At 69.3% G+C, this 22,297-nt stretch carries 18 protein-coding genes and 2 riboswitches; of the genes, 16 read left to right on the plus strand and 2 right to left on the minus strand.

What is annotated here, in order from left to right:
* Positions 1 to 53 precede the first annotated feature (53 nt).
* From ACFPJ1_RS41340 to ACFPJ1_RS41355, 4 genes are all read left to right on the plus strand, one after another.
* Positions 54 to 1,025, plus strand: coding sequence for a cobalamin biosynthesis protein (locus tag ACFPJ1_RS41340; protein WP_380111870.1), 972 nt, complete (start codon positions 54 to 56; stop codon positions 1,023 to 1,025).
* Positions 1,016 to 1,696 carry a histidine phosphatase family protein gene (locus ACFPJ1_RS41345; protein WP_380111871.1) on the plus strand — a complete coding sequence of 227 codons (681 nt, stop codon included), beginning with the start codon at positions 1,016 to 1,018 and terminating at the stop codon, positions 1,694 to 1,696. The genes ACFPJ1_RS41340 and ACFPJ1_RS41345 overlap by 10 nt, the downstream gene beginning before the upstream one ends.
* Entirely contained in the window at positions 1,687 to 2,661 is a 975-nt protein-coding gene (locus tag ACFPJ1_RS41350; protein WP_380111872.1) for a DUF3500 domain-containing protein, read from the plus strand. The genes ACFPJ1_RS41345 and ACFPJ1_RS41350 overlap by 10 nt, the downstream gene beginning before the upstream one ends.
* Before the next feature lie 1,028 nt (positions 2,662 to 3,689).
* Positions 3,690 to 4,115, plus strand: a complete 426-nt coding sequence (locus ACFPJ1_RS41355; protein ID WP_380111873.1) for a DUF6326 family protein — start codon at positions 3,690 to 3,692, stop codon at positions 4,113 to 4,115.
* A 59-nt stretch (positions 4,116 to 4,174) separates the two neighbouring features.
* Here ACFPJ1_RS41355 and ACFPJ1_RS41360 read toward each other — a convergent pair whose 3' ends face one another.
* Positions 4,175 to 5,458 carry a vanadium-dependent haloperoxidase gene (locus ACFPJ1_RS41360; protein WP_380111874.1) on the minus strand — a complete coding sequence of 428 codons (1,284 nt, stop codon included), beginning with the start codon at positions 5,456 to 5,458 and terminating at the stop codon, positions 4,175 to 4,177.
* Between the two features lie 179 nt (positions 5,459 to 5,637).
* Positions 5,638 to 5,768: riboswitch (cobalamin riboswitch) on the plus strand.
* Between the two features lie 37 nt (positions 5,769 to 5,805).
* On the opposite strand from ACFPJ1_RS41360, the gene cobN reads away from it, so the two are divergent.
* The 11 genes from cobN to ACFPJ1_RS41415 all read left to right on the plus strand — a co-directional run bounded on the left by cobN (position 5,806) and on the right by ACFPJ1_RS41415 (position 20,884).
* The gene (gene cobN, locus ACFPJ1_RS41365; protein ID WP_380111875.1) at positions 5,806 to 9,522 is read left to right on the plus strand and encodes a cobaltochelatase subunit CobN; all 3,717 of its coding nucleotides are present in this window, start codon (positions 5,806 to 5,808) and stop codon (positions 9,520 to 9,522) included.
* Positions 9,523 to 9,566: 44 nt separating this feature from the next.
* Positions 9,567 to 10,337, plus strand: a complete 771-nt coding sequence (gene surE / locus ACFPJ1_RS41370) for a 5'/3'-nucleotidase SurE (protein ID WP_380111876.1) — start codon at positions 9,567 to 9,569, stop codon at positions 10,335 to 10,337.
* A 79-nt stretch (positions 10,338 to 10,416) separates the two neighbouring features.
* A riboswitch (cobalamin riboswitch) is annotated at positions 10,417 to 10,589 on the plus strand.
* Between the two features lie 189 nt (positions 10,590 to 10,778).
* Complete coding sequence (locus tag ACFPJ1_RS41375) at positions 10,779 to 12,797, plus strand: putative cobaltochelatase (RefSeq protein WP_380111877.1); 2,019 nt, start codon at positions 10,779 to 10,781, stop codon at positions 12,795 to 12,797.
* Positions 12,797 to 13,411 (plus strand): cob(I)yrinic acid a,c-diamide adenosyltransferase, encoded by a 615-nt coding sequence (gene cobO / locus ACFPJ1_RS41380; RefSeq protein ID WP_380111878.1) that lies wholly within the window; start codon positions 12,797 to 12,799, stop codon positions 13,409 to 13,411. The genes ACFPJ1_RS41375 and cobO overlap by 1 nt, the downstream gene beginning before the upstream one ends.
* Positions 13,408 to 14,790 (plus strand): cobyrinate a,c-diamide synthase, encoded by a 1,383-nt coding sequence (locus tag ACFPJ1_RS41385; RefSeq protein ID WP_380111879.1) that lies wholly within the window; start codon positions 13,408 to 13,410, stop codon positions 14,788 to 14,790. Before cobO ends, ACFPJ1_RS41385 begins: the two co-directional genes overlap by 4 nt.
* Complete coding sequence (bluB, locus tag ACFPJ1_RS41390; protein WP_380111881.1) at positions 14,787 to 16,229, plus strand: 5,6-dimethylbenzimidazole synthase; 1,443 nt, start codon at positions 14,787 to 14,789, stop codon at positions 16,227 to 16,229. The genes ACFPJ1_RS41385 and bluB overlap by 4 nt, the downstream gene beginning before the upstream one ends.
* The gene (locus ACFPJ1_RS41395) at positions 16,226 to 16,840 is read left to right on the plus strand and encodes an LURP-one-related family protein (RefSeq protein ID WP_380111882.1); all 615 of its coding nucleotides are present in this window, start codon (positions 16,226 to 16,228) and stop codon (positions 16,838 to 16,840) included. The genes bluB and ACFPJ1_RS41395 overlap by 4 nt, the downstream gene beginning before the upstream one ends.
* A gap of 163 nt (positions 16,841 to 17,003) precedes the next feature.
* A complete protein-coding gene (locus ACFPJ1_RS41400) occupies positions 17,004 to 18,110 on the plus strand; it encodes a LolA family protein (RefSeq protein ID WP_380111884.1) in 1,107 nt (368 codons plus the stop codon).
* A gap of 31 nt (positions 18,111 to 18,141) precedes the next feature.
* Positions 18,142 to 19,155, plus strand: a complete 1,014-nt coding sequence (locus ACFPJ1_RS41405; protein ID WP_380111885.1) for an ABC transporter ATP-binding protein — start codon at positions 18,142 to 18,144, stop codon at positions 19,153 to 19,155.
* Positions 19,142 to 20,014, plus strand: coding sequence for an ABC transporter permease (locus tag ACFPJ1_RS41410; RefSeq protein WP_380111886.1), 873 nt, complete (start codon positions 19,142 to 19,144; stop codon positions 20,012 to 20,014). The genes ACFPJ1_RS41405 and ACFPJ1_RS41410 overlap by 14 nt, the downstream gene beginning before the upstream one ends.
* Positions 20,015 to 20,023: 9 nt before the next feature.
* Entirely contained in the window at positions 20,024 to 20,884 is an 861-nt protein-coding gene (locus ACFPJ1_RS41415) for a putative RNA methyltransferase (RefSeq protein ID WP_380111887.1), read from the plus strand.
* Between the two features lie 71 nt (positions 20,885 to 20,955).
* Here ACFPJ1_RS41415 and ACFPJ1_RS41420 read toward each other — a convergent pair whose 3' ends face one another.
* Complete coding sequence (locus tag ACFPJ1_RS41420) at positions 20,956 to 21,624, minus strand: FMN-dependent NADH-azoreductase (RefSeq protein ID WP_380111888.1); 669 nt, start codon at positions 21,622 to 21,624, stop codon at positions 20,956 to 20,958.
* 127 nt (positions 21,625 to 21,751) lie between these two features.
* On the opposite strand from ACFPJ1_RS41420, the gene ACFPJ1_RS41425 reads away from it, so the two are divergent.
* A complete protein-coding gene (locus ACFPJ1_RS41425) occupies positions 21,752 to 22,279 on the plus strand; it encodes a MarR family winged helix-turn-helix transcriptional regulator (RefSeq protein WP_380111889.1) in 528 nt (175 codons plus the stop codon).
* Positions 22,280 to 22,297 lie beyond the last annotated feature (18 nt).

Raw genomic sequence — 22,297 nt, forward strand, 5'->3', positions numbered from 1 at the left:
CACACCTGTGGACAGTGCGCGCGGATCTTGCCGGGCCTGGCAGACTGCCGGGCGTGTCCAGAACACTCGGTCTCCTCCTCGGCTTCGCTGCCGACCGGCTGCTGGGCGACCCGCGCCGGTTCCACCCGGTGGCCGGGTTCGGCCAGGTCGCCGCACGCGCCGAGACCCGCCTGTACGACGACACCCGCGCGGCCGGTACGGCGTACACGGTGCTGCTGGTGGGGTCGGCGACAGCGGCCGGAGTGGTCGCCGAGCGGTTGACGCAGGGCAGGCCCGTCGCGCGGACGCTGCTCACGGCGGTTGCCACCTGGGCGGTGCTCGGCGGACGCAGCCTGGAGCGCGAGGCCGAGGTGATGGCCGGGTTCCTGGAGGAGAAGGACCTCCCTCAGGCGCGGGCGAGACTTGGGCACCTCTGCAGCCGCGACGCCACCGACCTGGAAGCGGACGAGCTCGCCCGGGCGACGGTGGAGTCGGTGGCCGAGAACACCTCCGACGCGACCGTGGCTCCGCTGCTGTGGGGCGGCCTGCTCGGCATCCCCGGGCTGATCGGTTACCGCGCGGCGAACACGCTGGACGCGATGGTCGGGTACAAGTCGGCGAAGTACCGGAACTTCGGCTGGGCCTCGGCTCGTTTCGACGACCTGGTCAACCTGCTGCCGGCTCGCGCGTGCGCGGTTCTCACCGGCGCGGTCTCGGGACGGCCGCAGGAGGTCTGGCGAATCTGGCAGCGCGACGCCCTGAAGCACCCGAGCCCGAACGCCGGACCGGTCGAGTCCGCCTTCGCGGGGGCGCTCGGCCTGCGCCTCGGCGGCACGAACACCTACGGCGACGAGGTGGAGGACCGCGGCACCCTGGGCGACGGAATCCCGCCGGCCGTGGCGGACATCCGCCGTACAGCCGCACTGGCTCGGCGCGTCTCGTACGCCGCCGCCGCGACCGCCGCGATCCTGGCGTTGCGTCCGAAGAAGTGGCGACACGTCTCTGCAGTTCCTCGGACGCAAGGAGAGGAACGGGTGTGCACCTGAATCAGCGGCCGTTGCGGATCGTGTTGATCCGGCATGGCGAGTCCGAGGCGAACCTGGACAAGTCGATCTTCGAGCGGGTGCCGGACCACGCGATCCCGCTCACCGAGCACGGCCGCAAGCAGTCGGCCGAAGCCGGGAAGGGACTCCGCGCGCTGTTCGCGAACGAGCCCGTCCGGGTCTACGTCTCGCCGTACAAGCGGGCCCTGCAGACGCTCGACGCGCTCGGCCTGGACGACCTGACCAGCCAGGTCCGGGAGGAACCGCGGCTGCGCGAGCAGGACTGGGCGAACTTCCAGGACACCAAGGACATCGAGGCGCAGAAAGCGCTGCGGGACCACTTCGGGCACTTCTTCTACCGGTTCACCATGGGGGAGTCCGGCGCGGATGTGTACGACCGGGTGTCGAGCTTTCTCGAGACGATGCACCGCGACTTCGAGGCCCCTGACTCGCCGCGCAACGTGCTGCTGGTGTCGCACGGGCTGACCATGCGCCTGTTCTGCATGCGCTGGTTCCACTGGTCGGTGAAGTTCTTCGAGACCCTGCGCAACCCGGGCAACGCCGAGACCCGGGTGCTGCTGCGCCAACCCGACTACCGTTACAAGCTGGACCGGCCGTTCGAGCACTGGACCGAGTACGAACCGACCCAACGGGAGCGATCCGCATGGTTGTAGAGCAGTCGCGCGAGGCGGCGCTGGAACTGCTGGCAAGCCTCGACCCGGCGCAGCGGTCGAAGATCACCGCGCCTTTTGACACCCCTGACCACCAAGCCTGGACCTACCTGCCGGGCGACCGGCCGGGACTCCAATTGGCAGAGTTGTCGGCGGTGCAGGAGGCGCTCGCGATGCGTCTGCTCGAGCTCGCGTACAGCGAGCGTGCGCTGGTCGACGCGCGCGGTGTGATGGCGGCCGAGATCATCCTGCGCGAGCTCGACGACCCGCTGTCGGTCGCGGAGATCGGCGGCTGGGCCGGCACCACGATGGGGGAGCGCTTCTTCCTCCGGATCCTCGGTGACCCGGCCGGGATGGAGCCGTGGGCCTGGCGGCTCAACGGTCATCACATCGCGCTGCACCTGACGTTCGTGGACGGCGCGATCTCCTTCACCCCGCAGTTCTTCGGCTCGAACCCTGCAATGGTGCTGTCCGGACCCCAGACCGGCCGGCGGTTCCTCGCCGCCGAACAGGACCTTGGCTTCCAGTTGCTGCACGCGCTGGAGCCCGGCCAACTGGAGCTCGCCCTCGTCTCGGCGGAGGCACCCCACGACATGCTCACCCGCCACGACCCGGTCGCCGACCCGGCGCTGCTGCACCGCGGCCTCCCGTACGGCGAGCTGAACGCCGAGCATCGGCAGATCTTCAGCCTGCTGATCGGCCAGTACATCGGACGAGCGGCCGGGCCGATCGGCCTGCAGACCTGGCAGGACATCACCCAGCAGGGCATCGAGCGCCTCACCTTCGCCTGGGCCGGCGCAACCGAACCAGGAGCCGGCCACTACTACTCGATCGCCGGCCCCACCTTCTTGGCGGAGTACGACAACACCCAGGACGACGCCAACCACATCCACTCCGTCTGGCGAGACTTCCGCAACGACTGGGGAACCGACCTCCTAGCAGCCCACTACGCAATAGGCCGCCACTAGCCCGCCGACCCACGCGGCCGCCTACGCTCGCTCCTCCGTCGCTCGCTCGATGAAGGCGAGGTGACTCGGCGGACGGGAGTCCTGTGGCTGGTTCCGTGCGGGTGGCCCGGGGTCGCGCCCCCGGTCGCTCGCTTGATGATGGCGGGCTGGCTCGGCGTACGGGCAGCCGGAGGGCAGCCTTGACGAACGTGCTGCTCGAGGGCAGCACCCGGTATGCCCTGGGAGACTGGCTCACCTGCGGATGGGTTGTGGGTTGAGGTCATCCGATGGTCTTTGGCTGATCCGTCGGACCGTGCAGACGCCTGATCGCTCATCGTGTACCGAGGGACAGGAAGTCCTCGCCGCCAGGCCGATCGAGCACGCGGCACACCCGCTCAGATCTGCGCGAACAACCCAGCACTACCTGTCGCTCCGTACACCATTCCGGAACTCTCCCCACCCGGCCACATCTTGCCGCGGGAGGCGCGCCCCGGGCACGTGATGCCGAGTTGGGTGATCCAGCGGACGGGCACCACTCAGCAACCACGCCGGTAGGGCGGGGTGCCGGGCGTTGCCAGGCGGCGCGTCAGGGGTTCGGGCGTGGTTGGTGAGTGCTGGCGGTCCGGACCACCCACCCACGAGCCATCGTGCCCGTCCAGGTGTCCGCCGGGCCGAGCACCTGTGGTGGGTCCGAACACCATCCCGGGACCTCGGACAACAACTGGGGATCTCGGACAACAAGCGGGGACTCGGACGACAGGCGGGAACCTCGGACAACAAGCGGGGACCTCGGGCAACAAGCGGACTCGGACGACAGGCGGGACCTCGGACAACAATCGGGACCTCGGACAACAGGCGGGAACCTCGGACAACAAGGGGGAACCTCGGACAAGGCAGAGCCTGTCGAGGTCCCGGTTTGGTGTCCTCACCCTCGACAGGCGGCGAATCAGGGGAGGGTCAGCGGACTCCTGATGGTTCAGGCCGTGGGGGCTCACTAGCGTTGGTTGCGGGTCGCCGAGCGGCTGACGTGGACCGAGGGGGAAGCGATCATGACCAGTGTCATCAGCTACGGCGATTCCAACCGGATCGATACGAGGTTGCGGATCTCGGCGCTGTGGATCGCGATGCTGTTCGTCTTCGCGTACGTCGATCTGTTTTCGCTCTACCGGCCGGACGTCCGGAGTGACCTCGAGGCGGAGAAGCTCGGCGGGTTCGACATCGACCAGAGGTTCCTCTTCCTCACCACGCTCTACATCGTCATCCCCAGCCTCATGGTCTACCTGACGTTGATCATGCGCCCGCGGACGAATCGCGTTGTGAACATCCTTGTTGCCGCGGTCTACGGTCTGACCGTCGTCGGCGGCGCCGTCGGCGAGTGGAACTACTACCTCCTCGGCAGCGCCGTCGAGGTGATCCTGCTGGCGCTCGTGATCCACCACGCTTGGACCTGGCCCAAGGCGACCGCCCGGCCCTGACGAAGCGATCACCCGGCCCTGCGGGCCGAGTGATCACCCCGTGCACACCGCTTGCAGAGTCAGCGGCGCTGCAGTTCGTGGTTGATCATCCACTTGGCCGTGGCGTGGCCGAGGCCGTTGCCGTCGGTCATTGCATGGCGGAAGTGCAGGCCGAGCCAGATCCTGGCGTTCATGGTTTCGGCGTCGAGTGCCCTGAGGCTGTTGTAGTGCCGGGTCGTGCCGGTCACTGACGACGTCACGACGAGATCCAGTGACCGCGCACCGAACAAGTACCCGAAGGTCTGGGTGGTCGCACCAGTGCCGCATGCGTGCCCGCTGACGTAGTCGGGGTACGCCGGAGTCTGGATCAACGGCGTCCAGGTCCGATCAGGCTTGGTGGCTCGGTTGCCATCAGTGTCGGCCAGCCGGATCGCGGTGATCGGCCGCCAGAAGGCGTAGTCGTACTTCGCGCGCCAGCAGCCGATCAGCGCATCCGCCGTAGCGCCACCGAGCAGGGCGAAGGCCCGGGCGCTCCGGACGATTCCCCAGCCGCGCTTGGTGACCTGATCCTGCATCGCCTGCTCGTACTGCAGGACTGCATTGGCACTCCAGAACAAGGCAGTCTCGGTCTGCGCGGGCGTCCGGGTGGAGCCGGTCATCGCGCCTGTCGCCTTGACCTCGGCGAAGTCCCGCGCATACGCCTTCGACTTGAGCCTGTCAGGGCCGGGAAGCCGGATCTGGTTGGGAGAGCGGAGCGCGAGTGGCCGGACGAACCCGAGCCACGGCACGACCATCGGAGCGAACGCGTCCGGTGTCGGTCGCCACACTCCCGGCGCGGGAATCGTGGTCAGGGTGATATTGGCGTTCCGGCCGTCACCCTGCCGTGCCCGGATCATCGCGGCGGCCGCGCGCTCGCCGACCTTCTTGCCGCGCTCCTTCGCGCTGCCGCCGGGGATCGCGGCGAGCGACTTCTGGTAGTCGGTCGCGAGGTTCGTCGCGGAGGTCGGGAAGTAGTACTTCAGCACCCGGTACGCCGCTGTCGCGGCCGCCGCCTCGGAGGAGGCCTTGCCGCGGACCTTGGGTTGGCGCAGATAGGGCTGGTAGCCGCCCTCGATCGCGTTCACCGCGTCGAAGACGGCGAGCGAGGTGAACCCGAAGTACAGGGCCGAGGACGGGATGGGGGTGGCGTTCTCGGTGAAGATCGTCCGTGCGGCGATCGTGTTCCAGTGCGTGATGACCGCCGGGTCGGATCGGGCGGCGCCGAGCGACTGGCTCGAGGTGGCCGTCGCGGAGGTGGTGAGTGCAGGGGTGGCGAGGCCGGCTGTGACCAGGATGACCAGGAGTTTCCAGGCCTTGGAACGCATGGCTGTCTCCTTCAGTAGTAAGCCGGTGGCTTGCCTGAAGAGACTTGTTTGCGAAGCCGGAGGGCGTCAGCAGTACAAACCTTGTCCTCCCGCCCTACACCCACCTCCCAACCAGGTCAACGCCACAACCCGCTTGAAACGCCTGCGGTGGTAGGAGGCCGCCAGGGTCCGCAGTACAGCCGGAACTGGTCAGCTAGAGTCGCCTCTGTCATCGACGGCTGTGTAGGAACCCGGTGTGAGTCCGGGACGGTCCCGCCACTGTGACCGCGCTTGCGTGGGAGTCAGGAACTGCTGCCGTCGTACCTGCCACCTGGGGCGTGGACACCCCGAGGAAGGACCGGTCGCGCGTGCCCGCGAACCTCTTGCTGCTCTCCACCGCCGATACCGATCTGCTCGCCGCGTCACAGGCGGCGGCCGGCTGGAAGGTCGCCAACCCGGCCCGGGTCGACCTGGCGGATGTCCCCACCCTGATCGACGGTGTCGAGGTCGTAGTGGTCCGCCTGCTCGGCGGTCGCCGCGCCTGGGAGGAGGGCCTCGACGCCGTCATCTCCTCGGGACTCCCGGTGGTGGTGCTCAGTGGCGAGGCCGCTCCCGACGCGGAACTGATGTCGCTGTCGACGGTGCCCACCGGCGCCGTCACGGAGGCGCTCGCCTACCTCCGCGAAGGCGGCTCCGAGAACCTCGCGAACCTGGCCGGCTTCCTGCGGGACACCCTGCTGCTGACCGGTGACGAGTTCGACCCGCCCCGGGCGTTGCCGACGTACGGGGTGCGGGCGGGGCGAGTGTTCAGCCGTGACGAGCGGCCGGTGGTCGGCATCGTCTACTACCGGGCGCACGAGATCTCCGGCAACACCGCCTTCGTCGACGCGCTGGCTGATGCTGTCGACGCCGCCGGCGCCCAGGCGCTGCCCGTGTACTGCGGGACGCTGCGCGGGCTGGATCCGTCGAGCGCCGAGAACGCCGAGTTGTTCGGCCTGCTCCGCGAATGCGACGTACTCGTCACCACGCTGCTGGCAGCGGGTGGCACGGTCGCGGCGGATGCGAGTGCGGGTGGTGACGACTCGTGGGACGCCGGTGCGCTGGCGTCGCTGGATGTCCCGCTGATCCAGGGGCTCGCGTTGACGTCGACGCGCGAGCAGTGGCTGGAGAGCGATGCCGCGATCAGTCCACTGGATGCCGCGACGCAGGTCGCCATCCCGGAGTTCGACGGGCGCCTGATCACCATCCCGTTCTCGTTCAAGGCCTACGACGCCGAGGGGATCGCCAGCTACGCACCGGACCTCGAGCGGTGCACTCGCCTGGCCGGGATCGCGGTCGCTCAGGCGAAACTGCGGCACGTCGGACCCGCCGACAAGAAGCTCGCGCTGGTGCTGTCGTCGTACCCGACCAAGCACGCGCGCATCGGCAACGCGGTCGGACTGGACACGCCGGCCTCGGCGGTCGTGCTGCTCGGGCAGTTGAAGGACGCCGGGTACGACCTCGGTGACCTGGATCTGGAGTCACTGCAGGGAGCGGACGGGGCCGACGGCCTGATCCACCGGCTGATCGCGGCCGGCGGGCACGACGTGGACTGGCTGACCGACGAGCAACTGGCGAGCGCGGTGGCGAAGATCCCGCTCTCGACGTACGCGCGCTGGTTCGGCCGGACGCCCGAAACATTGCAGGCGGCAATGATCGAGGCCTGGGGCGAGGCCCCGGGGACCATGTATGTCGACCAGTCCGGGCCGGAGCCGGCGATCGCGCTGGCGGCCCTGCGGTTCGGCAACGTGGTGCTGATGATCCAGCCGCCCCGGGGCTTCGGGGAGAACCCGGTCGCGATCTACCACGATCCGGACATGGCGCCCTCGCATCACTACCTCGCGGCGTACCGGTGGCTGGAGGCAACGGAGGCGGACGGCGGGTTCGGGGCACACGCGGTGGTGCACCTGGGCAAGCACGGGACGCTGGAATGGCTGCCGGGCAAGGGCATCGGGCTGGCGGCGGACTGCGCGCCGGACGCGGTACTGGGGAACCTGCCGCTGGTCTACCCATTCATCGTCAACGACCCGGGTGAAGGGACCCAGGCCAAGCGCCGCGGGCATGCCGTGATCATCGACCACCTGGTCCCGCCTATGGCCCGCGCCGAGACGTACGGCGACATGGCGAAGCTCGAGTACCTCCTGGACGATTACGCCACCGTCTCCGCGCTGGACCCGGACAAGGTGCCGACACTGCGGGCGCAGATCTGGACGTTGATCCAGGCAGCCCAGTTGCACCACGACCTGCACACCTCGGAGAAGCCGGAGGACGAGGAGTTCGACGAGTTCGTCCTGCACCTGGACGGCTATCTGTGCGAGATCAAGGACGTGCAGATCCGCGACGGGCTGCACATCCTCGGTGGCGGTCCGGTCGGAGAGGCCCGCGTCAACCTCGTGCTCGCAGTACTGCGCGCGCAGCAGATGTGGGGCGGCCGGTCCGGCGCGGTGCCGGGTCTGCGGGCGGCGCTGGGGGAGACCTTCGGCGTGGACGAGGCCGCGATGCTCGCCGATCCCGGCAAGGTCGTTCCGGAGTTGGCCGACCTCGCGACGCTGGCGGATCTGCCGGCCGTGAGCGGTGCCGACGGCGTCGACCTGCTGGAGGCCGTGGCGCGCAAGCTGGTCCTCGGTATGGAGACGCTGAGCTGGGACGTCGCGAAGGTCCCGGTCGTGATCACCGAGGTGCTCGGCCGGTCGTCGGCCGGCGTCGAGGCGTCGCTGACGTTCGCCTGCGATGAGGTCGTCCCGCGACTCGGTCGTACCGGCGACGAGTTGACGAACGTACTGCGGGCCCTGGACGGGCGGTTCGTCGAGGCCGGACCGTCGGGCTCGCCGACGCGTGGTCTGGTGAACGTCCTGCCGACCGGGCGGAACTTCTACGCCGTTGATCCGAAGGCGATCCCGAGCCGCAATGCGTGGGACGTCGGCGTCGCGTTGGCGGATTCACTGCTGACCCGGCACAAGACGGAGACGGGGGAGTGGCCGCGGTCCGTCGGTCTGACCATCTGGGGTACCTCCGCGATGCGCACCCAGGGCGACGACCTGGCCGAGGTGCTCTGGCTGCTCGGCTGCCGTCCGGTCTGGGACGAGGCCTCGCGCCGGGTGAAGGGCTTCGAGGTCGTTCCGCTGGACGAGCTCGGGCGGCCGCGGGTAGATGTGACGATCCGGATCTCCGGGTTCTTCCGGGACGCCTTCCCGCACGTGGTCTCGCTGCTCGACGAGGCGGTGCGTACCGTTGCCGCGCTCGACGAAGACGAGTCCGGCAACTACCTGCGCGCACACGTCCAGGCTGACGTTGCCGAGGGCAATGACCTGCGCTCGTCGACGGCGCGGGTCTTCGGCTCGAAGCCCGGCTCGTACGGCGCCGGCCTGCTGCCGCTGGTGGACGCGCGGAACTGGCGCACGGACGCCGAACTCGCCGAGGTGTACGCCGTCTGGGGCGGCTACGCGTACGGCAAGGACCTCGACGGCGCGGAGGCCCGGCCGTCGATGGAGCGCGCGTACGCCCGGATCCAGGTGGCGGCGAAGAACGCGGACACCCGCGAGCACGACATCATGGACTCCGACGACTACTTCCAGTACCACGGCGGCATGGTTGCGATGGTCCGGCACCTGACCGGGTCCAACCCGAAGGCCTACATCGGCGACTCCGCCGTACCGGCGCAGGTGAGGACCCGGACGCTGGAGGAGGAGACCAAGCGCGTCTTCCGGGCCCGGGTGGTGAACCCGCGCTGGATGTCCGCGATGCAGCGGCACGGCTACAAGGGCGCGTTCGAGATGGCCGCCACGGTCGACTACCTCTTCGGGTACGACGCGACCGCGGGGGTGGTGGACGACTGGATGTACGAGACGCTCACCACGGAGTACGTCGCCAGCCCGGAGATCGCGGAGTTCTTCCGCAAATCCAACCCCTGGGCCCGGCACGGGATCGCCGAGCGCCTGCTGGAGGCGGCGCAACGCGGCCTGTGGGTAGCGCCTTCGGAGGAAGCGCTGGAGACCCTGCGGACGGCCGTCCTGGAAACAGAAGGTGACATCGAGGATCGCGCCTGAGACAACCCGGGTGACGGGTTTCCCGGATGTGATTGGGTATCGGTATGGCGTCTGAGCGGCTGAGAGTCCTGATCACCAATGACGACGGCTTCCAGGCGGCGGGGATCCGGGCGCTCGCGCCGGCGATCGCCCGGCTCGGCCATGACGTGGTCGTTGTTGCGCCGCTGGACGACCAGAGCGGGGTCGGATCGGCCCGCGCCGGGATGGTCGGCCGGCCGATCGAGACGGTGCGCGAGGACGAGGACGGGATCACCTACATCGGCATCGCTGGGACTCCCGCGCTGGCGGTGACACTGGCGCGGGTCGGGGCGTTCGGCGACTCACCGGACGTGGTTGTCTCGGGGATCAACCGCGGCCACAACATCGGCGTACCGATCCTGCACTCGGGCACGGTCGCCGCCGCGCTCACCGGAGCGACGCAGGGGATGTCGGGGATCGCGGTCAGCATCGAGGGCGAGCGACCGGAGTACTTCGCGACGGCGGGCACGGTCGCGGCCGAGGCGCTGGGGTGGCTCGTGGAGCAGCCTGCGGGCACGGTCGTGACGATCAACGTGCCGGATCGGCCGCTGGACGAGTTGAAGGGCTTCCAGCAGGCTCGGCTGGCGCCGATCGACCGCTCGAAGATCGCCGGGACGACCGCGGAGACGGGTGATCCGATGGTCATCCTCCAGCCGCCGACCGCAGCCCCCGAGCCCGACACCGACGAGGCCCTCCTGGCCGCCGGCTATGTCACCGTCACCCGAATCCAAGGCATCAGCGAAGTCCCCGACGGCACCTCCGCCGACTACCTGACAGACCGCCTCTCCGGCAACTGATTCCAGCGCAGACCACCGACCACCGCTTCCTCGGCGGCCAACCCTGTCGCCGACCCCTCCAGCATCTGACTACGTCGCTGGTTTCCGTTTGGCTGACGGGTCCACCGGACAGGTGTGGAATGATCGCCAGGACGGCAGCGGAGGAACACCGGTGACAGTCCCGCAAGGGCTGGATTCCGGGGCGGTCCCGCCACTGTGACCGGGTCTTGGCCCGGAAGCCAGGACATCCGCGGCCGTCCGCCAGGGAGCGCCCTCCGCGATCCCGGCGTGCCAGGTGCCGAAGCGGGCGTGGACACCCGCAGGACGAAGGGATTCACCGCCGATGCGGTCAGCTCGACCCAACCACCCCACTCCCGCCCAGGGCGCCATCGCGACCCCGCCCAGGCCTCCACGGTGAGGGCGCACCCGGGTTCCCCCGCGGGCGTGACCCAGAGATCCGCCGTGTCGACGGGGTTTCCGTTCACAGCTGTGGTCGGGATGGAGGACCTGCAGCTCGCGTTGATCCTGGCGGCGGTGTCGCCGGCGATCGGTGGGGTGCTGATCCGTGGTGAGAAGGGCACCGCCAAGTCGACCGCGGTTCGCGCTCTCACCGAGATCCTGCCGCCCGTCGACGTAGTGGACGGCTGCCGCTTCTCCTGCGACCCGGCTACCCCCGACCCGACCTGCCCCGACGGCCCGCACCCCATGCCTGATGGGATCTCCCGTGCGGCGCGACTGGTGGAACTGCCTGTCGGAGCCACCGAGGACCGAGTGCTCGGCTCGTTGCATCTCGAGCGAGCGCTCTCCGAAGGTGTCACGGTCTACGAGCCCGGCCTGCTCGCTGCCGCGCACCGCGGACTCCTGTACGTCGACGAGGTCAACCTGCTGCACGACCACCTGGTCGACGTACTGCTGGATGCCGCGGCGATGGGCCAGGCGACCGTCGAGCGGGACGGGGTCTCGATCACTCACCCTGCGAGGTTCGTGCTGGTCGGCACGATGAACCCCGAGGAAGGCGAGCTCCGGCCGCAGTTGCTCGACCGGTTCGGCCTGACCGTCGACGTGGTCGCCAGCCGGGACCCCGCGGTACGGGTCGAGGTGATGCGCGCGCGGCTGACCTACGAGGCGGATCCGGCCGCGTTCGTCCGCCGGTACGACGGCGCGCAGCGCGAGCTGGCCGAGCGGATCCTGAAGGCGAAGTCGTTGCTGCCCGACGTGATCCTGACTGACTCCGCGCTCCGGCAGATCGCCGAGATCTGCGCCTCGTTCGACGTCGACGGCATGCGGGCCGACCTGGTCACAGCCCGTACGGCGGTCGCCCACGCGGCCTGGTCCGGTCGTACCGTGGTCGAGGTGGAGGACGTCCGCGCCGCGGCGAAGCTGGCGCTGCCACACCGCAAGCGCCGCAACCCCTTCGACGCACCCGGTCTGGACGACGAGCAGCTCGAAGAGGCGATCAAGGACAGCACTCCGCCCGAGCCGGATCCCGACGACGATCCCGACGGCGACGGCCCTGATGGCGGTGGCCCCGATGGTGGTGGGAGCCCGGACGACGGTCAGAACGACGGCGGTCAGGACGACAGCGGCGAGCAGCCTGAGCTCTCCGGAGAGCCGAACGAGAACGCGGAGAGCGCTCCCGGTCCGGCTCCGAGCGGCCAGGTCGCGGGGAGTTCCGAGCCCTATAAGGCTCGCCTGCTGAGCGTCCAGGCCGCAGGTGCCGGTGTCGCCGGTCGCAGATCCCGGGCGCTCACCGAGGTCGGCCGCGTCGTCGGCGACCGTGCTCGCGTCGGCCGGGAAGCCGGTCGCCCGCACCTGCTCGCGACGATCCGCTCGGCTGCACCCCACCAGCACGCCCGCGGCCGTTCCGGACCCGGCCTCGCGGTGCGGACCTCCGACGTACGGCTGGCTGTCCGCGAGGGCCGCGAAGGCAACCTGGTGTTGTTCTGCGTGGACGCGTCCGGCTCGATGGGCACGAGGAAGCGGATGGGCGAGGTCAAGACCGCGATCGTGTCCCTGCTGCTCGACGCCTACCAGCGCCGCGACACCGTCGGCCTGGTCACCTTCGCGGGTGCCGATGCCACCGTCGCCCTGCCACCGACCGGCAGCGTCGAGACCGCGGTACGGCGCTTGGAGTCCCTGCCGACAGGTGGTCGCACCCCGCTCGCCGAGGGCCTCCTGCAAGCCGCCGAGGTACTGCGGATCGCCGCGATCCGTGACCCCCGCAGACGGCCCTTGCTGGTGCTCGTCACCGACGGCCGCGCGACCTCGGGGGACCACGCGTTCGCCAAGGCGCGGCGGGCCGCCGGCTGGATCGGGCAGCGGGGGATCGCGTCGGTGGTGGTGGACTGCGAGCCACGCCGGGGAGTCCGGCTCGGCCTCGCGGCGGAACTGGCCGCCGACCTCGGCGCGGAGTACCTCGATCTCGGCGAAGTTGCCGCAGGCAACCTGGTGCGCGCCGTCACCGATCGGAGGGCCGCCTGATGCCGCAGGGACAGCCGAGCGTCGTACCGCAGGACGGGCTGACCACCCGGCAGCGCCGCAACCGGCCGCTGCTGATGGTGCACACCGGGGAGATGAAGGGGAAGTCGACCGCGGCCTTCGGGATGGCGCTGCGCGGCTGGAACCAGGGCTGGAACATCGGGGTCTTCCAGTTCGTCAAGAGCGCGAAGTGGAAGGTCGGCGAGGAGAGCGCGTTCAAGACGCTCGGGCAGGTGCACGAGTCGACCGGTCAGGGCGGGCCAGTCGAGTGGCACAAGATGGGCGAGGGCTGGAGTTGGTCGCGCAAGGCCGGCACCGAGGAGGACCACGCCGCGGACGCGCTCGAGGGCTGGCGCGAGATCCAGCGCCGGATCGCGGCCGAGGCGCACGACCTCTATGTGCTGGACGAGTTCACGTATCCGATGAAATGGGGCTGGGTCGACGTCGACGAGGTGGTCGACACGCTGACCTCGCGCCCGGGTCACCAGTACGTCGTGATCACCGGCCGGAACGCGGACCAGCGGCTGCTCGACGCCGCCGACCTGGTCACCGAGATGACGAAGGTCAAGCACCCCATGGACGCCGGCCAGAAGGGCCAGAAGGGCATCGAGTGGTGACCGACCCGACGCGGCTGCTTCCGCGGATCGTGGTTGCCGCTCCTTCCTCTGGTGCGGGGAAAACCACCGTCGCCGTCGGACTGATGGCGGCCTTGCGGCGCGCTGGTCACACGGTCGCGGGGTTCAAGGTCGGACCCGATTACATCGACCCCGGATTCCATGCCGTGGCGACCGGTCGGCCCGGGCGCAACCTCGATCCGATGCTGTCCGGTGAGGAGCGGGTCGCGCCGCTGTTCGCGCACGGTTCCGCCGGTGCGGACCTCGCGGTGGTCGAAGGTGTGATGGGCCTGTACGACGGTGCTCTGGGCACCGAGGGCTACGCGTCCACCGCGCACGTCTCGAAGTTGCTCGAAGCCCCTGTCGTGCTGGTCGTCGACGCTTCTGCCGCGGGTCGCAGTGTCGGAGCCGTTGTGCAGGGATTCGTCGCCTTCGACACCGGCGTGCGGATCGTCGGAGTGATCCTGAACAAGGTCGGCTCCGATCGGCACGAGGCCGAGGTGCGGGCCGGCGTCGCCCCGACCGGCGTACCGGTGCTGGGCGTACTGCGGCGCGACACCCGCCTGACCGTCCCGAGCCGCCACCTCGGGCTGATCCCGGCGGACGAACAGCGGGAACAGGCCGAGGCAGCAGTCGGTGCGGCTGCGGAGCTGGTCCGCCAAGGCGTCGACCTGGAGGCGTTCGTCGCGGCCGCGCGTGCTGCCGCCCCCATCGAGGTCACTGCTTGGGATCCGTCAGCCGAAGTGACCATGGCGCAAGAGGGTCGACGGCCGGTGATCGCGGTGGCCGGTGGGCAGGTGTTCTCGTTCCGGTACACCGAGACGGCCGAGCTCCTAGTCGCCGCCGGCGCCGAAGTGGTGACCTTCGACCCACTGCACGAGTCCTTGCCCGAGGCAACTTCCGCACTCTATCTCGGCGGCGGGTTCCCCGAGATGCATGCCGAGGCCCTGTCCGACAACGCAGTACTCCGTGAGCGGGTAGCCAGCGAGGTCGCCGCCGGGCTGCCGGTGGTCGCGGAGTGCGCCGGGCTCCTCTACCTCTGCCGGGAGCTCGACGGGCACCAGATGACCGGCGTCCTGCCGGCCACCGCACAGATGACGAGCAGCCTGACGCTGGGCTACCGCACGGCAGTCGCCGCGAACACCACGGCCTTCTTCGACGAAGGACGCCGGGTGCGCGGTCACGAGTTCCACCGCACGTCCGTGCAAGTCGACGATGACCACGACTGGAGCTCCGCCTGGTATCTCCCGGGCGGCAAGCAGGAAGGCCTCAGCCGCGAGCGTATCCACGCGTCGTACCTGCATCTGCACTGGACAGCGACTCCAGACGTGCCGGCGAGGTTCGTGGCCGCCGCCCGAGTTCATGCGGGGTTGGACAAGTGAGCCTGGTCGTAGGGATCGGCCTCCGCACCGGTACGTCGTACAGGGAGCTCCGAGACCTGGTGGACTCCGCACTGGCCGGGCTCGAGCCACGGGACGTCACCCAGGTGGTCACCGTGGACGGCCGCGAAGCTGAGCCGGGCCTACAGCGGCTAGTCGCGTCCCTAGGCGCCTCCCTGTTCACAGCAACAGCACTAGAGCTGTCGCAACAACCTGTGCCCACTCCCAGCGACCACGTCGACCAACTAGCCGGTACTGCGAGCGTCGCCGAGGCCGCGGTCATCCTGAGTGGCGCGGAGCTCCTAGTGCCGAAGCAGAGGTCAACGCGAGCAACAGTGGCCGTGGGGAGGCTCCCGGATGACCAGACACCGGCAGCACCGGGCTACGCGGTAGGGGATCGCGATGTCGTGCACCGGGTGCTGGCGGAGCGGCGTGACGTTCGGCGGGGCTTCCTTGACCGACCGATCGCGGACGACGTGCTCACGAGGGTGCTGGAGTCGGCACATCGCGCGCCGAGCGTGGGACTGAGCCAGCCCTGGGACTTCGTCCTGATCCGCGACATCGCGACGCGTCGGAAGGTGCACGATCTCGCTACGGCTCAGCGGGACGCATTTGCGGCGTCGCTGCCTGCCGGGCGGCGATCCGCCTTCGACGGGCTGAAGATCGAGGCGATCCTCGACACACCGCTGAACATCGCCGTCACCTGCGATGCGGGACGCGGCGGCCGGCACGTACTCGGCCGACACGCGGACCCGCGGACCACCTGGTTCTCGGTGGCGATCGCGGTCCAGAACCTGTGGCTCGCGGCGCGGGCTGAAGGTCTGGGAGTCGGCTGGGTGTCCTTCTTCGAGCCGGGAGAGGTCGGTGCGGTCCTGGATCTGCCGGGGCACGTGGAGTTGGTGGGCTACCTGTGTGTCGGGCACGTCGAGGAGTTCGCCGGTGCGCCGGAGTTGGTGAGATCGGGGTGGGCTGCTCGGCGACCACTCTCCTGGGCCGTGCACCAGGAGGCTTGGGGGAGTCGCGGCCTTCCGGGCGAGCAACCTTCAGCCGTGATCGCGGAGGACGCCGCGCGCGCCGGGTCCGCAGTACGGGCTGTTGCCGGTGAGCAGTCGGTGCATCTGGCTGTGGTTGATGGCGCGGACGGAGCGGAGTACTTGCGGCGGGCGGACGGACTCGTAGTACGGGTGGGGGCTGAGAAGCCGGCTGCTGACTTCGGGGTCTTGTGGCGGCCTGCGCGGACTGTCGACGAGGCTGTGGAGCTCGGCGTCGAGGTGGCGAGAGACCTGGCGCCGCAGGGCGTAGCCGAGATCGTTGTGGAAGTCGTAGAGCCCTCGGACATCACTGAAGGGCTCGCACGCGGGATATTCCTGGGTGGACTGGCGTGTGGAGTCTCGGTGAAGGGTTCGGATGGAGTCGGAGAGGTGTCACACTCCTCCGCATGACCGTTCCACCGCAAGGCCAAGCACCCATGTACGTGCCCGCGTTCTCGATGCTGCAGCGGATCACGATGATGGCGAACAAGTACGAGCTGATCGCCACCAACCCGGACGGTACCGACGGTCCGTTGCTCGCGTTCGCGCAGCAGAAGCGGATGGCGTTCAAGGAAGAGGTCACCTTCTACACCGACGACACGAAGTCGCGGGTGGTGTTCTCGTTCAAGGCGCGCAAGCGGCTCGACCTGAGCTCGGGGTACGACGTGTTCGACGCGAGCGGCCAGGCGATCGGCTGGTTCAAGAAGGAGTTCGGCAAGAGCCTGCTGCGATCCAGCTGGCAGCTCGCCACCGACGGCATCCAGGCGGACGGCACCGAGCGGAACCCGACCATCGCGGCCGTCCGGCGGATCTGGGAGTTCGTCCCGTTCATCGGGGAGATCCCGATTCCCTTCATCTTCCACTTCGACTTCACCGACCGCAGCTCCGGTCAGCACGTGATGTCGGTCGAGCGGAAGATCTCCCTGCGGGACCGGTACCACGTCAAAGTGTCGGATCCGCGGCTCGACTTCCGGGCCGCGGCGGCGATGACGGTGGCCCTGGACGCTCTCCAGGGCCGCTGATCACGCTGCAGAGCCGCTGAACCGGCTGCTACGTGCTGTGACGACGTCCGCGGTACTCCGCTGGTCCGGAGTACCGCGGACGTCGTAGTACAGGGTCACTCTTTTGGGTGAACGAACCCTGAGGGCCTTGGTTCGCGGTGTCGGCAGTGCGAGTCTTATAAGCATGGGTGTAGCGCAGCGCGGTCGACGGTGGTTGGTGCCGGTCACGGCAGTCGCGGTGGTTGCAGGCGTGGGGGCGCTCGGGCCGGTCGTCGCCGACGCCTCTCCGGATCTGCCCGGGATCACAGCGCAGGACCTGCTTGCGAAGGTGCAAACCGCGAAGGTGGACGGTCTGTCCGGCACGGTGACGTCGTCGACGGACCTCGGTCTGCCGGCGCTGCCCGGGATGGCACCCGAGGCCGACCAGTTCCTCGACCTGCTGACCGGTGACCACACCGCGCGTGTCGCTTTCGCCGGACCGGACAAGGCCCGGGTCTCGGTGCTCGACGACATGGCCGAGCGCGTGCTCACCACCGACGGCAAGACCGCCTGGGTCTACGACTCGTCCCGGCGCGAAGCCGCCAAGATCACCCTTCCCGCGCGCCCGGCCAAGCCGGAGGTCGCGCCGGAGAAGGAGACGTACGACCCACAGGCCGCCGCGAAGAAGTTCCTCGCCGCGATCGACCCGTCCACCAAGGTCGAGGTCAGCGGCACGGAGAGCGTGGCCGGCCGCGATGCGTACAAGCTGCGGCTGATTCCGCGGACGGACAAGACCACGGTCGGTTCGGTGACGCTTGCGGTCGACTCGAAGACCTGGATCCCGCTGCAGGTGACGGTGATGCCGCGGACCGGCAAGGACCCGGCGGTCCAGCTGGGCTTCTCGTCGGTGTCCTTCGACGTACCGGCTGCGAGCACCTTCGCGTTCACCCCGCCGAAGGGCGTGAAGGTGACGGAGAAGACCGTGCCTGCCGCGCCGGACAAGAAGGTGACGCCGCGGGCGACGCCGAAGAAGGGCACACCCACCAAGCCGGAGCGGTCCGGCCGCGACCACCCGACGGTGATCGGGCAGGGCTGGGACAGCGTGGTGATGGTGCGTGGACAGGTGCCGGCCGGGAACGGTCCGCTGGACCAGTTGCTCGCGAAGGCGCCGACGGTCCAGGGCAGCTGGGGTTCGGGCCGGGTACTGACCACCAAGATGGTCAGCGCCCTGATCACCGACGACGGTCGGGTCTTCATCGGCCTGGTCACCCCGGACACCCTCCAGGCAGCCGCCGCCAAGGCCCCCCGCTGACACCGCCGACCCACCCACGGGGGCCCCAGCCATGACACCCGACCCCACGGGCGCCGACAACCCTGCCCCGAGCAACCCCGAGCCGATGCCCGGCGCCTCGAGCGCGGGCGAGGTCGAGATGCCGGTGGTTACTCGGGGGCTGACGAAGCGGTTCCGGGGTGGGCAGGTGGCTGTGGATGCGATTGATCTGGAGGTGCCGGCGGGCAGCATCTTCGGGTTCCTCGGGCCGAACGGGTCGGGGAAGACGACGACGATCCGGATGCTGCTGGGGCTGATCACGCCGACCTCGGGATCCGTGCAGTTGCTCGGGGAGTCGATGCCGAAGGCTCAGCTGTCCGTGCTTCCGCGCGTGGGCGCGCTGGTCGAAGGACCGGCGTTCTACCCGTTCTGGACCGGGCAGGCGAATCTGCTCCGCTTCGATGCCGCCGACCGTACCGCCGATCCGCGTACCCGGAAGGCCCGCGCGGGCGAGGCGCTCGAGCGGGTCGGACTGTCGAATGCCTCGGGCAAGAAGGTCCGGGCGTACTCGCTCGGCATGCGTCAGCGCCTGGCGATCGCAGTGGCGTTGATGCAGCGCCGCGAGCTGCTGGTGCTCGACGAGCCGACCAATGGTCTGGACCCGCAGGGCACCCGTGAGGTCCGCCACCTGATCCGCGACCTGGCTGGCGACGGAACCACCATTTTCACCTCGACCCACCTGCTGGCCGAGGTCGAGCAGCTCTGCACCCACGCCGCGGTGATGAGCCGGGGCCGGATCGTGAGGCAGTCCACGATGGCCGACCTCCGCTCCGAGCTGAGACCGCGCCTGGTCGTCCGTACCCCGGATCCGCAGCAGGCCGAGAAGACTCTGGCCAGCCTCGGCCTGACCGATGTCCGCAGGCAGGAGGATGTCGTCGAAGGCGATCCCGGCGAGCTCCCGATCGACAAGCTCGCCGCGGCCCTCGTCGCCGCCGACGTCCGTATCCACGCCTTCGGGCTCCAGCACCCGAGCCTCGAAGACGCCTTCGTAGCCCTGACCGGAGAAGGCTTCGATGTCGCCGAGTGAAACCGCCACGACCGTGACCCGCGCTGTTCCGGCGCGGCCGAGTGCCGGGCGACATGCGGTGGCGTTGTTCGCTTCGGAGTTGCATCTGGTGTTCGGGCGGGCGCGGACCTGGGTGACCTTGGCTGTCCTGGCGGGAGTGCCGGTACTTGTCGGAGTGGCGATCAGGTTGTCCGGCTCCGAAGGCGGTGCCGAGGGCTTCATCGGACAGGTCGCCGGCAACGGGTTCTTCCTGATCGTCGCGAGCCTGGCGCTGTCGTTGCCGTTCTTCCTGCCGACCGCGGTGACGGTCGTGTCGGGGGAGTCGCTCGCCGGCGAGGCCAGCCTCGGCACCCTGCGGAACATGCTGACCGCACCGGCCGGACGCTCCCGCCTGCTGGCGGCGAAGATGGTCGCGCTCGGGGTGTTCTGCCTGACCGCGACGATGGTGATCTGGTTGTCCGGGTTGATCGCCGGCGTGGTGCTGTTCCCGGTGGGCGACGTCGTCCTGCTCTCCGGCACGACGGTGTCGCTGGCCGACGGCCTGTTGCGCGCCTTCGGGATCGCGATCCTGATCGCCCTGTCGCTGCTCGGGCTCGCGGGCATCGGCCTGTTCGTGTCGTCGCTGACCTCGACCCCGCTGGCCGCGATGGCGGCGACCTTCGGCGCGTTCATCGTGCTCGGTATCCTCGGTGCGATCCCGCAGATCGACGTGATCCACCCGTGGCTGCTGATGTACGGCTGGACCTCGTTCGCCGACCTGCTACGCGACCCGCCGTACTGGGACGCGATTGTGCGGAACCTCTGGATCCAGGCTGCCTATCTGGCCGTCTTCTACGCGGCCGCCTGGGCACGCCTGACCAGCCGCGACATCAACGGATAACCTCGCCGGGTGCACCCCGAACTGGTCTCCGCCCTGCGCTGTCCCGTCTGCGGCGACCCCCTCGGACTGACCGCCCGTACTGCGAGCTGCCCGCGCGGGCACTCCTACGACCTGGCGAAACAGGGCTACCTCAACCTGTTGCCCTCAGCATCAACCGGCATCGAGGGCGACTCGGCCCCGATGATCGAAGCCCGCACCACCTTCCTCTCCACCGGCCACTACACCCCGATCCTGAACGCCCTCAGGACCCATACCACCCAACGCCTGTCCGAGCTCGCGACCGGTACTGCGGGGAGCGGGGACTTGATCGTCGAGGTAGGGGCCGGCACCGGGTATTACCTGGCCGGCGTGGTGGGGGATGGGAGTGAGCGCTGGGGCCTGGCGTTGGACGTGTCGCGGTATGCGGCTCGACGCGCGGCGAAGGTTCACCCGCGCGTGGGGTCGGTGATCTGTGACGCGTGGCGGGAGATCCCGCTGCGGGACGACGCCGCGCAGGTGATTCTCAATGTGTTCGCGCCGCGCAACGCCGAGGAGATGACGCGGGTGCTGGCACCCGGCGGATCCCTGCTCGTGGTGACGCCGAACCAGGCGCACCTGGCCGAGCTGGTCGGAGTACTGGGGATGGTGCGGGTGGATGAGGAGAAGGAGCGGCGGTTGACGGAGTCGCTGGCCGGGTCGTTCGAGAAGATCGGCAGCGAGGCCGTCGAGACCGTGATGCGACTGGATCATCCAGCGGTGGAGCGGCTGGTCGCCATGACACCGAGTGCGCGGCACACGGAGCCGGGTGAGCTGACGGAGCGGATCGCAGTACTGCCTGATCCGGTGGAAGTGACTCTGTCGGTCACGCTGTCGATCTGGCGAGCTGCCTGAACGGCGCCGGCTCGAGCACGGCACTGTCAGACCTCTCGTCAAGCCCCTGCCAGGTCAGGAGGGGCTGAAGGTCAGGCGGCGGCTTCGGTCAGGGCGCGGGCGACGTCGGCCGCGTGCTCCTTGGCGGAGGAATGGGCCTCTTCCTCCGAGACCTTGGACTGGTCGATCAGCTCGGCCATCGCCGGGGTGACCGGAGCCAGGGTGAGCTCGGCGACGGCCTGGCGGACGTCCATGCCGAACATGTCGCCGAAGACGCGCTCCAGGTACGGCGTGGCGTGGTCCCAGCCCTCGCGGGGAGTGCCGGGGCCGTAGCCGCCGCCGCGGGCGAGGGTGAAGATGATCGGCTTGCCCTGGACCGGGCCGGGGCCGCTGACCAGTTCGGTGTCGGCCAGCAGCAGATCGATCCAGGTCTTCACGTGCTGGGAGAGGCCGTAGTTGTACAGCGGTACCGCGAGCAGCACGGCGTCCGCGTTCTTCAGTTCGCTCGACAGCTCGTTGGCCACGGCCACCGCCGCGGCGGCTTCCGCGCGGTCCGCGTCCGGGCCGCCGTCGAGACCCATGTTGGCCGAGATGACCGCGGGCCAGACGTCGGACGGGATCGGGTGCTTGCCCAGGTCGCGACGGACCACGACGCCGTCCGGGTGCTCCGCCTTCCAGGTGGCCTCGGCGCTGTCGGCGAGCGCGCGGCTGACGGATCCGTCGACCCGGATGCTGGCGTCGACGCGAAGGAGGGTGGTCATGTGATTCCTCTCAGGAACAATTCAGGGGCGAGGCTCATGATGAGCTTCCACGAAGATAGTCTGTCTAGCAGAACATATTCAAGCCAGATCGTATTTCCGGTGGCATAGACCACGTACGATGAGTTTCATGACCAGTTCTGTGCCCGAGCCGCGCGGCGGGGGAGCGACCGCGACTTCTGTCGAGGCTGACCTCGGTTGGGCGCTCGGCGTGGTCTTCCGCCGGTACGCCAAGGCCGCCGCGGCCGCGCTGGACGACGTCCCGGGCGGTCCCCGGGGCTACCAGGTGCTGGCGACGACGAACGCCGAAGGACCGAAGCGGCAGCTCGACCTGGCCGCGCAGTTGGGCGTCGACCGGACAGTGATGACCTACCTGCTGGACGACCTGGAGAAGACCGGCCTGGTACTGCGCCAGCCGGATCCGGCGGATCGCCGGGCGCGGCTGATCGTGCCGACCGACCAGGGCAAGGAGACTCTGTGCGACCTGGAGCGCCGGCTGTCCGCGGCGGAGCGGGACGTGCTGGGCAGCCTCGACGAGGGTGAGCGGCTGATCTTCCGGATGCTGCTCCAGCGGGTGGCGGTGAAGGCCGACGCGGTCGACCCGATCCAGAACGCCTGCGAGCTCGCCGACGAGTCCATCGACATCACCGAAACCTGATCAGCCCGGAGTCCCGGT

Origin of the sequence: Kribbella qitaiheensis, assembly GCF_042657745.1 — a bacterium.
In the GTDB taxonomy this organism is placed as follows: Bacteria; Actinomycetota; Actinomycetes; order Propionibacteriales; family Kribbellaceae; genus Kribbella; species Kribbella qitaiheensis.